9 protein-coding genes and 2 pseudogenes are annotated in these 12,782 nt (G+C 60.9%); 2 read left to right on the top strand and 9 right to left on the bottom strand.

Annotated features, from left to right (window positions below):
- Positions 1-63: 63 nt before the first annotated feature.
- From S101446_RS00945 to S101446_RS00920, 6 genes and pseudogenes are all read right to left on the bottom strand, one after another.
- Entirely contained in the window at positions 64-1,413 is a 1,350-nt protein-coding gene (locus S101446_RS00945) for a sensor histidine kinase (RefSeq protein WP_087607298.1), read from the bottom strand.
- On the bottom strand, positions 1,410-2,081 hold the full coding sequence (locus S101446_RS00940) for a response regulator transcription factor (RefSeq protein ID WP_087607297.1): 672 nt from the start codon (positions 2,079-2,081) through the stop codon (positions 1,410-1,412). Before S101446_RS00940 ends, S101446_RS00945 begins: the two co-directional genes overlap by 4 nt.
- Positions 2,081-5,155: an efflux RND transporter permease subunit gene (locus S101446_RS00935; RefSeq protein ID WP_087607296.1), complete on the bottom strand. Its 3,075-nt coding sequence runs from the start codon at positions 5,153-5,155 to the stop codon at positions 2,081-2,083. Before S101446_RS00935 ends, S101446_RS00940 begins: the two co-directional genes overlap by 1 nt.
- A pseudogene (locus S101446_RS00930) lies at positions 5,155-6,305 on the bottom strand (efflux RND transporter periplasmic adaptor subunit). The gene S101446_RS00935 and the pseudogene S101446_RS00930 overlap by 1 nt, the downstream one beginning before the upstream one ends.
- Positions 6,302-7,555, bottom strand: a complete 1,254-nt coding sequence (locus tag S101446_RS00925) for a TolC family protein (RefSeq protein ID WP_087607295.1) — start codon at positions 7,553-7,555, stop codon at positions 6,302-6,304. The pseudogene S101446_RS00930 and the gene S101446_RS00925 overlap by 4 nt, the downstream one beginning before the upstream one ends.
- An 11-nt stretch (positions 7,556-7,566) precedes the next feature.
- Positions 7,567-8,043, bottom strand: coding sequence for a hypothetical protein (locus S101446_RS00920; protein ID WP_373852489.1), 477 nt, complete (start codon positions 8,041-8,043; stop codon positions 7,567-7,569).
- Between the two features lie 411 nt (positions 8,044-8,454).
- On the opposite strand from S101446_RS00920, the pseudogene S101446_RS00915 reads away from it, so the two are divergent.
- Positions 8,455-9,440, top strand: a pseudogene (locus tag S101446_RS00915) (IS3 family transposase); the annotation flags it as partial.
- Positions 9,441-9,516: 76 nt separating this feature from the next.
- On the opposite strand, the gene S101446_RS18580 reads toward S101446_RS00915, so the two are convergent.
- Genes S101446_RS18580 through S101446_RS00900 form a run of 3 tightly spaced genes read right to left on the bottom strand, consistent with a single transcriptional unit; the run spans position 9,517 to position 11,780 of the window.
- Positions 9,517-9,645, bottom strand: coding sequence for a hypothetical protein (locus S101446_RS18580; protein WP_279629049.1), 129 nt, complete (start codon positions 9,643-9,645; stop codon positions 9,517-9,519).
- Positions 9,646-9,705: 60 nt separating this feature from the next.
- Complete coding sequence (locus S101446_RS00905) at positions 9,706-10,377, bottom strand: Rossmann-fold NAD(P)-binding domain-containing protein (RefSeq protein WP_087607293.1); 672 nt, start codon at positions 10,375-10,377, stop codon at positions 9,706-9,708.
- Entirely contained in the window at positions 10,374-11,780 is a 1,407-nt protein-coding gene (locus S101446_RS00900) for a coniferyl aldehyde dehydrogenase (RefSeq protein WP_087607292.1), read from the bottom strand. The genes S101446_RS00905 and S101446_RS00900 overlap by 4 nt, the downstream gene beginning before the upstream one ends.
- Before the next feature lie 100 nt (positions 11,781-11,880).
- On the opposite strand from S101446_RS00900, the gene S101446_RS00895 reads away from it, so the two are divergent.
- On the top strand, positions 11,881-12,489 hold the full coding sequence (locus S101446_RS00895; RefSeq protein WP_087607291.1) for a TetR/AcrR family transcriptional regulator: 609 nt from the start codon (positions 11,881-11,883) through the stop codon (positions 12,487-12,489).
- Positions 12,490-12,782 lie beyond the last annotated feature (293 nt).

Below are 12,782 nucleotides of genomic sequence, written 5' to 3'. Positions count from 1 at the left end.
TTATAGGCGTTTTCGTCATCTGATACCGTATTTGACAAGAGAATCGAAACTGGACGCGTGGTCTCAGACTTCACCAGGTGATTGCGTCACGTCAGGGTCAGGAAAAGCAATGCGGACGCCAAACCCCCTGCCTGATTCCGAAAGGGGGGAACGCAGGCACACGGTCGCGTCCATCTGCCTCGCGATATTGCTGGCGATGGCCAGACCGAGGCCGCTTCCGCGCGTGCCTGTCCCGCCGCGTACGAACGGGCTGGTCAGCCGCGCCAGCATGTCAGGCGCCAGAGCCGGGCAATCATTGATGATATCAATGCCGCCATCCGGCAGGACGGTCACATTCACCGGCATGTTGCCCATCCCATGCAGCAACGCGTTTTCAAGCAGGTTGCGTAGCATGATGCCGGTCGCATCCATGTCACCATGCACGAATATGTGGCTGATCCCGTTTGCGTTCAGGATGATGCCGCGGCCATCATTCAGGTTATGACCAAGGTCATCAGCAAGGACACGCAGCACGGTCAGCAGGTCAAAGCGGTTGCGCCGGAAGGCAACGCCTGAGGATGCACGGGAAAACTGCAGCAGTTTTTCCACCGTCCGTCCCAGTCGGCGGGTACGGTCGGCAATAATGTCCACTCTGCGGCTGGCCTCCGTGCCCGCCGGAACCATACGGCCCAGCATCTGCACCTGCGCCAGCAGGGCTCCAAGCGGGTTACGCAGTTCATGCGCGGCGCTTGCGGCAAAGGCCCGTTCCGTGGAAAGCGCCGTTTCCAGACGGGCCAGAAGGGTATTGACGGCATGCTGGATGGAGACGAGTTCGACCGGCAGGTCAAGCGACGGGATGGGCCGCAGGTTGCCGCTGCCACGGGATTGCATTTCATCATGCAGGCGGTCCAGCGGGCGAAGGGCCCGCCGCACGATCAGGCGTACCAGCAGCCAGATGACAGGCAGAAAAACCAGTATCGGCACGATGGCAATCGCCGTTGCGCGCCACGTGGCACCACGACGATGCAACGTGGGCTCCCCCACCAGGACACGATAGGCCGTGGCAGTAGGCGCCGCGATATAGACCCGGAAACGGGGCGTATCGACAAACCCGGTATGGATATCTGGCACAAAAGACTGAACCGGCGCATTCTGTGAACGCAACACGACATGCCCGGACTGATCGACCACCTGATAGGCAAGCGTGCGTGGCCCGACATCGGGCACCCAGGCAACAGTGTCCCGTGGTCCACGGTACTGTGTGGCGATGGTGGCCTGCAGCCGTTCGGAGACTTCCTGCAGGGAATTGTCCAGCCGTTCCGTTATTTCGTAGCGGGTAAACCCCGCGACGGCCAGGCTGAGGGCCAGCAGACTGAGCGTCACGACGCTCAGGACACCACTGACGATCCGGGTGGCAAGGCTCCAGTTCTTCATACGGTCTCACCATCGGCCAGACAGTACCCACGACCACGGACCGTCCTGATAACCTTATTACCCACCTTCTTGCGCAGGCGGCTTATGAAAACCTCAACCGTGTTGCTATCCACATCCTGGTCCAGCGCATACAGGGCCGTGTCGATCTGCGGACGTGAATAGATCCGGCCGGGATGGCGTGACAGCAGTTCCATGATGGCCCATTCACGCGCGGTCAGATCCAGCACCCGTCCATCACGCGATACCGAACAGCCTTCCCGGTCAATCGTAATCTCGCCAATACGGTAATGAACCCGCCTGCGGGGAGCCGCATAGCGCCGCGCCACGGCAGCGATGCGGGCCACGAGTTCGTTCAGGTCATAGGGCTTGACGATGTAATCATCCGCCCCGTCGGACAGGCCTGCGATGCGGTCGCTGATCTGGTCTTCCGCCGTGGTGATGAGAATGGCGATATTCGATGGTGTCCGGCGGATGTCACGCAGCAGGTTGCGCCCGTTCCCGTCCGGCAGCCCGAGATCGAGCAGCATGAAATCATAATCCACCGTCGCCATGGCCGCGCGCGCATCCTCCAGCGTCGTGAACCAGTCCACGGCATGCCCATCCAGCCGCACGCGTTCCTGCACTGCCGCCCCAAGGTCATGTTCATCTTCCACGATAAGGATACGCATCAATCCTGAACCTTCTCTCGCATGACCCGGGCATAAAGCGATGGCAGCACCAGGAGTGTGAGCAATGTAGATGTCACCAGCCCACCAATCACCACGCTGGCCAGCGGGCGCTCGACCTCCGCGCCTGCGCTTTGGGAAAACGCCATGGGAAAAAAGCCAAGACTGGCGACAAGGGCCGTGGCCATGACGGGACGGAAGCGGGATTCCGCAGCCGCAAAGGCTGCCTGCGCCACGGCCATGCCCCGTGCCCGCAGGGCTGCGATCTCACTGACCAGCACCACGCCGTTCAGAATGGCTACGCCAAACAGCGCGATGAAGCCGATCCCCGCCGAAATGCTGAACGGCATACCCCGCACGGTCAACGCCACGATACCACCGGTTGCTGCCACCGGCAGGTTGACAAACACCAGCAGCGCGGGCCGCACGGCGCCAAACGCCACCACCAGCAGCGCAAAGATCAGGCCAAGGGCAATGGGCAGCACGATTTCCAACCGCTGCATGGCCGATTGCAGGTTACGGAACTGCCCATCCCACTGCATGGTATAGCCTGCGGGCAGTTTCACCTCCCGCGCCACGCGGGCCTGTGCTTCGGCCACGTAGGAAGACAGGTCGCGCCCGCGCACATTGGCCTGCACCACCATGCGCCGACGCACGCCATCACGGCTTATACGTGGCGGGCCATCGACTTCATGTACATGCGCCACCTGCGACAGCATGACGCTGCCCTGCCCGTCCATGCGCCTGACCTGCAGCGCGCCGATGGCGGCGGCGGATGTCGCCGCGCGGGGGTCAAGGCGGACCTGCGTGCTGATGATGGCGTTGTCCACGATCACCGGCCGGACGCCGATATGGCCGCCTATCGCCTCCACCGTATCCAGTATGTCCTGCACCGCCACGTTGCGGCTGGCGGCCTGCGTGCGGTCGATATCGGCCACGATCAGCGGCACGGTGCCATCGCCCGCCGCCGCCACGTCCGCCGCCCCCTTCACGCCCGACATGGCAGCCACCACCCGGTCGCCCAGATCGGCCAGCGTGGCCAGGTCATCGCCAAAGATCGACACGGCAATCTGCGTGCGTACGCCGGACAGCAGGTCATCCATGCGCATCTGCACCGGCTGGCTCCACGAATACAGCGCGTCAGGCAGTTCGTGCCGCAGGGTGTCGTCCATCGCGGCCACAAGCCCCGCCTGCGTGCGGGCGGTTTTCCATGTGGAGGACGGGTTGAGGAAAATGAAGCTGTCGGTCTCGTTCACGCCCATCGGATCGGTCGGAATGGCGGATGTGCCGGTATTGCTGACCACGGAGCGCACTTCGGGGAAGCGGCGCAGGATCTGCTCCTGCTTCGTGACCGAAGCCAGAACGGTGTCAAGCGAGGCCGAGGGCAGCCGTGTGGTGGTGACCGCCAGCGCGCCCTCGTCAAGCTGGGGAATGAACTCGCCACCCAGCCGTGTGGCAAGGACCGCCGATACGGCCAGCACCGCCAGCGTGCCGCCAAACAGGACGCGTGGATGGTTTTCCCCCCACATCGCCATATGGGCATAGGGGCGGCGCATGAAGGCGATCAGCCGCGTATCCCCCGCAGGCCGCAGGCCCCCCAGCGTCAGGGCCGCCAGAACCGGCACGCAGATGAAGCAGTAAGCAAGCGACGCCAGCAGCGCCATGATGACCGTCTGCGCCATGGGGCGGAACATGTGCCCCTCGATCCCCTGCAGGGTCAGGATGGGCAGGTAGACCATGACGATGACCAGTATGGCGAACCCCACCGGGCGCATGACCTGCAGCACGGACGAGATGACCAGCGGGATGAATTCGGCGTCCGGTTCTTCTTCCCGCCGCGACAGGACATGCTCGATCACCACCAGCGAGCCATCGACAATCATGCCGAAATCAATGGCCCCCAGGCTGAGCAGGTTGGCCGAAATGCCGAACTGCCGCATCCCCGCCATGGCGCAGATCAGGGCCACCGGAATGACCGATGCGATCACCAGCGCCGCCTGCCAGCTACCGATCACCACCACCAGCACGCCCACCACCAGCACCGCCCCCATCAGAAGGTTGTCGCGCACGGTGGCGATGGTCTGTCCGGTCAGGGTGGCGCGGGTGTAATAGGGTTTCAGCGTCACACCCGCGGGCAATGCCTGCCTGATGCCAGGCAGGGCGTGGTCGATCGCGGCAAGGGTGGCGTTGGAACTGGCCCCGCTTTCCATCATCACCACGCCAATCACGATTTCGCCCTGCCCGTCGCGCGTGACCGCCCCCAGCCGGGTGCGTGCCCCCGTGGTGATACGTCCAAGGTCGCGCAGCCGCACGATCGAACCGTCCGTATTGGTCCGCACGGCAATATTGCCAAAATCCGCAAGGCTGCCCACCAGCCCGCGTCCGACCACGCTCTGCTGTTCGGCATGGTGGGTAATCCAGCCGCCGCCGGATGCCGCGTTGCCTGCGTCCACCGCGCGATAGACCTCGCCCACCGAAAGGTTGCTGCCTGTCAGGCGTGCCGGGTCCAGTGTCACCTCATAGGTTTCCTCCGCCCCGCCATTGACGTTGACATCCACCACGCCGGGTACGAGGCGCATCTGCGGCACCACGGTCCAGTTCATGATACGGTTGAGATCCATGAGCGAGCGCCCTGTCCCGGTGATCTGGAACTGCATGATCTCGCCCATGCCGGTGGCCAGCGGTCCCATGCTGATGGTGATTCCGGGCACGGATATGGTTGCGCGCGCCTGCTGCATGCGCTCGTTCACGCGGGTGCGGTCCAGGTTGATGTCGGTGTCATCGGCAAACTGCACATATACCACCGACACCCCGCCACGGGAGACGGAACGCAGGTCGGTCATACCGGGAATGCCGGTCATGCTGGCCTCGACGGGAAAGGTGATGAGCTTTTCCACCTCCTCCGTCGCAAGGCCGGGGGCAACGACCGAAACGAGCACCTGCCGGGGCGAGATATCCGGCACAGCCTCCACCGGCAGGCCCAGCACCGCCATGATGCCAGCCGCCAGCAGCAGGCCAAGCCCGCCCAGCACCAGCATGCGCGCGCGGATCAGCGCGGCAAGGTAGGCGCGCGCCATCAGTCGGCATCCATTCCGGCCAGACCAATGATGGAACGCAGGGCAAAGCTGCCATGGCCGACAACTGCCTCCCCCCCTTCAGGCCGGAACGCAGCACCGCCCGCGACCCTTCATCCAGCGCCACATCAACCACGACGGGCCGATAATCGGTCTGATCCACCCGCATGAACACGACGCTATGCCCGTCAATCTCCTGGATGGCTTCGGACGGCACGACAATGCCCGCCACGCTGCCACGCTGCGCCAGTGTTGCGTCCAGCACCATGCCGGGCACAAACAGGCCCGTCGGGTTGGCAACACTGCTTGTGACCCGGACCAGCCCGGTCAGGGGGCTGGCCATGCCGTCCACCGTATCAATGCGGGAAATGAACGGGCCAGTTGCCGCCTGAGTCACCTGCTGCCCGCCCGGTGCGACCTGCGCCGCCTGATCGGGCGCAATGTCGGAGACGAGCCATACGCTGGACAGGTCGGCCACGGTCGCCACATCCATGGTCGGGTCCATGTCGCCCGCCACCGAGGTATTGATCGCCTGCACCATGCCATCGACGGGGGAAATCAGGGTCGAAGTCTCATCTTCCGCACCCTGGCTGTCCTGTTCCGATGATGAATTGAACTCCTCCGCAAAGCGATGGCCCAGCGTGTCCATATCCGCCTGTCGCGCGCGCAGGGTGGCGTCCGCCTGCGCCAGCGCATCCTGCCTGCGGTGCAGTTCGGCCATGGATATGCTTTCGCCCGCCAGGGCCCTTGCCCGCTGCACCGCACCTGCCGCATCGGTCCGGGCTGCAATGGCAGCCGTGAGCGCCGCACGCATCTGGACCGCCTGCAGGCGCGCAACGTGCAGGGAATGATCCTGATAGCGCACAAGCGCCTGTCCCCGCCGCACGGACGTGCCCGGCTGGACAAGAACCGCCAGCACCTTGCCGCTACCCGCCGGGTGGATATGAACGACCCGCGTCGTATCAGGCATGACCCGGCTTATGACCGGCAGTACGGGCGTAACCGTTCCGGGCATGGCGGTGGCGACGCTCACGCCTTCATTGGCAACAGCCGCCGCATCCAGCTTCACGACAGGAGGCAGCGTTCCCTCTTCCGCCCGGGCCTGAAGGCAGGCATATCCCAGAAGCAGCAGCGCGAGGGCAATGTGCTTCATGGCACGATGCCTGTCGCGATCAGCATGCGGATGCTGGCGACATGCCATTCCACATCGGCCCGCGCGCTGGCCATCCGGGTGCCCCCTGCCGCCTGCCGGGCGGCAATTACCGTGTCCAGACCAGCCTCGCCCACGCGCCATGCATGTTCCTGTGCCGCGGCGCGCCGCTCCATGCTGTCGGCGGCGGTACGGGTGGCCTGTCGCACCGTAGTGGCGGCAATCAGGCGTTCCCGCACGCGCATCATTTCCAGATGCACCATGCGTCGTGCCTGCGTTTCCTGACTGGTGGCCGAAGCCAGCCGGTTGCGGGCTTCAGACATGATCGGGGTATTGCGGACCTCACTGGGCAAGGGAATACTGAAATTCAAGCCCACGCGATCATCCCACGGGCTGCCGTACTGCTTTTCATGGATCGCGTCGACACCAATTTCCGGGTTGGGCATGAAGGAACGACGGGCGAGCTTCATATTGGCCTCGGCGGCTTCCACATTGCGGTGCGCGACCTTGATGCGGGGATCATTATCTTCCATGTCACGAGGCGCGATGAAGCGTGCATGCGTAACGTCGCCTTCCCCATAACGGGCCAGATCCGGCACGACCGGGCGACCGAGGAGCGCCTCCAGTGAGGCGGCTGCGTTTTCAGCCTCTTCCTGCGCCAGCGCCAGTTCGTTATGGGCGTTTTCCATCGCCGCCTGCGCCATCTGCCCATCGGTCGAGGCCAGTTCGCCACCATGCACTGCATGCGTGGCGCTGGCGGCCATGCGTGCCATCGCATCATACAGGGTATGGGCCACATCCACCCGGGTACGGGCGATCAGGGACGCAGCAGCCGCGTCAAGCACCCGGATGGACAGCGCCATGTGTTCGACATTGAGCTGTTCATCAAGCGACGCGGCTTCCGCGCTTGCAACCTGTTGCGTGGCGCTGCCCTGTCCCGGCAGCCATAGCGGAACGGACACACCGCCCTGATACGTTGTATAGCCTTCGTTACTGCCCAGCATATGGTCATCCATGTATTCACCAGACAGGGTCGGGCCACCGGCAAACCATGATCCTGCCGCGCTGACGCGGGCGCGGGCGGAATGATGACCGACCTGCAGTTCAATGCGGACAGGATCAATGGCCCATGCCATTCCGACCGCTTCATGAAAGGATGGGCCGGACTGGGGCACCTGAGCCCGTGCGGACGCCGCCCACGCCACGGCGCAGGCCATGGCGATGAACAGGAACGGGCGCATGGTGTGGTTCATGCTTCAGGCCATCATGGAATGACGGGACCACCGTGGCTGATCCGTTCGGCCAGATCGCTCCACAGCCGCGCCATCATGAGATTGATGTCAGACGTGACCGAAAAGGGGGACTGGGAACGCGCCAGGGGCGAAAGGGACATGCGTTCCCCAATAACAAAATGCCCCTTGAAGAACAGCCTGGCGGAAATCGCCCCCTGCTGCCCCTGCCCAATAGGCCGCGTAACAGAAATACGTAAATGCGGTGAGGGGTCGGCAATCAGACCGAATGCGTGCAGTTCAGCATCATCAGACGGACACGCCACGCCCTGCAGCACCGCATCACGCAGTACGGAATGGGGATAGCCCCCATACATGCCATCCACATGCAGACGGATACCCTGACGGACCGTCATGCATATGCCCTCTGTTCCAACATCTGCCCAGGCGGTCGATACCATCAGGCAGAAAATACAGGCTGTATACAGACTATCCCGCAATATCCTTTGCATAATCAGCGTCTGTTCTCCGTTATACATAAAATTCCTGCCATCACAGTGATGACTTTATAACGATAACAGAGAAACCTGACGCGAACCTGAACACCCAATATACGAAAAAGAATTTATATTGTGAAAATGATTATCATTTCGATATGGAGGCATACTGAACCAGCAGGTATTTATTGATTAAATTTATTATTACTAAATTTTTATTATGCGAGTGCATGTATTAGCTGCCGAACGGACAGAAGGCCGATCTACGGTCTTATTTTTCCAAAAGCATGGCTTACACTCGCGTGAAGAGGTGGTCCCGGATTTTCGGACAGATGATTAAGCTATAATCCAACCTGAAATAGGACGGGGTTTATGGGTAAGGTTACGAGGAAATGGTATTCAGGTGAGTTCAAGTCGCAAATGGCTCTGCATGCGAAAATTGGCGAACTGTTGGTGGAGCGGGATTTTTTACGGGATGCCTTTGCTCGGTTGGGCGTGATCAGAAGCGGCAAATGATCGACCTGAAACCGCCCCGGCTTTCGGTGGTGCGGCAATGCACGCGGTTGCAGCTTAACCAGTCTGGCGTTTATTACCGACCTATGCCGGAAAATGTGGCGAACCTGACGTTGATGCGGCTGATCGACTTACAGTTTCTGGAGACGCCGTATTACGGGTCACGGCAGATGACGCGTCATCTTCGGCGTCTGGGCCACGAAGTTGGCCGCAAACAGGTCGGCAGGCTCATGGCAAAGATGGGGCTGCGGGCGACCTACCAGAAGCCGCGCACGACAGTGCCGCATCCTAAACACCAGAAATATCCCTATCTGCTGCGGGATCTGGCGATCGACCGGCCCAACCAGGCCTGATGTTCTGATATTACCTATATCCCCATGAGGCGAGCCTTCCTTTACCTCGTGGCGATGATCATGGACTGGGCAACGCGCAGGGCTCTGGCCTGGCGTCTGTCGAATAAAATGGACGCCGGGTTCTGCATCTAGGCGCTCCAGGAAGCACTGACGCGCTACGGTTCACCGGATATTTTCAATACCGACCAAGGTTCGCAATTCACGACGCCCCGCCTCACCGAAGTATTGGAGGAACGTCAGATCCGCATCAGCATGGACGGCCGAGGCCGGTGGCTGGACAATGTCTTCATCGAGCGTCTGTTGCGGTCACTGAAATATGAATGCGTCTACCGGCATGGTTTTGAGACCGGCTCAGATCTCCGTGCGGGTCGCGCAAAGTGGATCGCCCATTATAACGGGCAGCGTCCGCATACCGCGCAGGGTGGACGCACGCCTGATGAGGCGTATCATGCCGCATCAACGCCATCTGGTCCGGGGTTAAAACCCCGGACCAGATGGCCAGCAGCAATGCCGTCAGAATGGCAGCATGACATCAATCGGGTATAGCTTATTCACCCCCAAAACTGTCCGAACAAACAGGGCCACCTCTGCACGGCATCAACCTCGAGAAACCCCGGTTCGTTCACCGTTTCGCCAGTTCCTGAAATGCGTCAGCCTGTTCACGCAGCACTTCACGGGCAAGGTCTATCTGGCGTTCAAGCTTGAGGTTACGCTTCACCAGCTTAATGCCATCAGCCAACTCGACCAACATGAAGGCGAGTGCTGCCTGTCTGCTTAATTCCTGATCCCAGTGGTTCTGAATCGGGTCATCTCATGAGTTGGCAGTCTGACTGGCAATGCGGCATAGGGCCGCATTGTCATATGCCCGACATCCATTGCCCGTTTGCCCCACAAGCCCAACAATCGCCTTCGCGACGGTTTTCGCATCAATCGCGCCATATTCCGAGAGTCTTCCGACCATAAGCGGCGACAGCGCTGTCGCCAGTCGCTGCCCGATCGCCTCCATCGGTCGTGCCTGTGCACGATGACCCAGCAGTATGCCGGGGCGCAGGATGTCGACACGGCTGAAACCGAGCGCCCTGATGTCGCGCTCGATCGCGCCTTTGGTCCTGAGGTAAAAGCCAGGACCGCCCGCCCCCACGGAAGAAACGAGAATAAACTGACGTGCGCCAAGCGCATGCGCGCCCCTGGCAAAAGCAAGTACGTAGTCATGATCGACACGGAACATGGCCGCCAGCAATCCAGCGGCACGAATTGTGGTGCCCAGGCAGGAAATCGCCACATCAGCACCAGTTGGAGCGACGGTCCGTAACGTCGCGTCAGGCGCCGCGCATAGACGTTCGAAATCAATGATATGATCGGAGCCAGATGATTGCCGACGCGTCAGGCTGGTGACGATGGTATCGGGCCGCCTGGCAAGGTCCGCATCGACAGAATGCCCGATGAGACCGGTGCCTCCGATAAGCAGAACGCGCGTCGTCATCGCAGGATCAGATTTGTGATGACGTCGGTGAGTTTGCCGAAAGGCGGCTGAAGCAGCGTTGCCGCATTGAACCGTCCCTGTCGGTACACGCCACGGGCATGGGTGAGTGTCATGAATCCCTCCTTGCCATGATACGCCCCGATGCCACTATCCCCAACGCCACCAAACGGCAGATCGTCCTGCACATAATGCATCAATGTGCCGTTGATCGTCACGTTTCCTGAAACCGTGTTCTTTAACACCCTGTCACGTTCAATGCGATTGTCACCAAAATAATACAGAGCCAGGGGCCGGGGACGCGCGTTGATGAAGGCGATTGCTTCGTCCAGTGTGCGGTAGGTCAGCACAGGCAGGACGGGACCGAAAATCTCCTCCTGCATGACGGCCATCTGGGGGGTAACGTCCAGCAGCAGCACGGGGGCCAGGACGTGATCCGTAGCTGAATCTGTCCCCAACCGGATAACCTGCGCCCCCTGTGCTGCGGTATTGTCGATCAGACCGCTCAGGCGCTCGTAATGATGCGTGTTGAGAATGGCCGTATAATCAGGCGATCCCGCATAACCACCCGGATGCTGCTTTTTCACGGCGTCCTGATAGGCTGCGGCAAAAGCATCCCTGTCGTTTTCATGCACAAGCGCATAATCCGGCGCGATGCAGGTCTGCCCTGCATTGGTCAGTTTGCCGAACGCCACGCGATCTGCCACCCGCCGCATGGAAAAGCCGGGCGCGATCACCACCGGCGACTTGCCGCCCAGTTCCAGCGTGACCGGGGTCAGATTGCGTGCGGCAGCCTCAGCGACCTTCTTTCCGACCGCCGTGCTGCCTGTGAACAGGATATGATCGAAAGGCAGGGCCGAGAACGCAGCCCCCACTTCGCCATTGCCGGTCACGACAGAAACCTGCTCTGGCGGAAAAATAGCCCGAACGATTTCGCCAATCACCGCCGATGTGGCCGAGGTGAATTCAGAGGGTTTGAGCATGGCCCGGTTGCCAGCCGCAATCGCTGTCGCCAGCGGCACGAGGGCAAGCGAGACCGGATAGTTCCAAGGCGCGATAATCCCCACAACACCCACCGGTTGCCGCACCACCCACGCACGACCGCACTGGAAATAGGCCGAGACGTGGCGGCGCTGCGGTTTCATCCAGTGCCCCAGATGCGCGATCATGTAATTGATCGACTGCACCAGCGGGATCAGTTCCACAATGGCGCTTTCGCGTTCCGACCGCTGGCCGAAATCCGTTTTCAGGGCATGCACAATGTCAGTCCGTCGCTTCAGGATCTCGGCTTTCAGGCGACGCAGATCGGCCCGGCGCTGTTTCAGGTCGGGTGGCCCGGCATTCAGGAACGCGGCGCGCTGGCGGTCGAGAATACGGTGCAGGTCAGCGGGAGTAACATCGGACATCGCGCCCTCCATGTTTACAGGAGAAACTTATGCAGGCAGGGTATGGAGCATGACGATCTGGTGTCAATGAAAGTTTCTTGTGTAAACATGGGCCTCACGGATGAGTGAAACCACGGACCGCCCCTACCATCACGGCGACCTGCGCCGCGCCCTGATCGACACGGCGCTGGACATGCTGGCCACGGAGCAGAACTGGACCTTCACCCTGCGGGAAGTGGCGCGACGCACGGGTGTCAGTCATGCAGCGCCGTACAAGCATTTCCGTGACCGCGAGATGCTGCTGCGGGAACTGGCCCGGATCGGATTTGTCAGGCTTGGGGAGAGCCTGACTGAAGCAATATCGCCAGACCTGTCGTCCACGCGCGCGCAATTCATGGCGGCGGCACAGGCCTGTATCGGGTTTGCCTGCCAGAACCCCGGTCTTTACCGGCTGATGTTCAGTTCCGATGCCGACAAGACGGTAGACCCGTTGTTGCATGACGCGGCCATGAATACCTTCGGGATTCTTCTGCGGCTTCTGGAAAAGGGACAACGCGACGGCAGCTTCCGGCCGGTTGCCGTCAGTGCTTTGGCGGCCGCAGGCTGGGCGCAGGTGCATGGTCTGGCCATGCTGGCGATCAGTAATCAGTTGCTTGAGGAGAAGGTTGGGGTCGCGCCAGTCCCGGCCGCACTGGACGTGTTGCTGGATGGCATGTGCCGCAGCGATTGATCGGATCACGACGTGTCGGCATTTTAGAACGAGTGGTAATGTTCTTGATGATCGAAATGTGGCGGAAGTAGTCTCAGTTCTGAAAATATTGAAATCATTCTTTCGCATAATTAAGGATATTTTTTCACCTCAATTAAGGGCATTCTCCTGATTAACGTATTAAAATTAAGTGATTAATAAAATGGGATTTCCATTCCATTAATGCGGCTTTTCAGCAAAAAACCTGCAATGCACCGGCTCCAGAGCCTTTTCACCATGTCTGTCTACCAGCTCTTGCCCGACTGCCCATATGA

It is taken from the genome of Komagataeibacter europaeus (assembly GCF_002173515.1).
GTDB classification, from domain to species: Bacteria; Pseudomonadota; Alphaproteobacteria; order Acetobacterales; family Acetobacteraceae; genus Komagataeibacter; species Komagataeibacter europaeus.
Note: the sequence above shows the minus strand (reverse complement) of the source record. Positions and strands in the feature narration are given on the sequence as shown.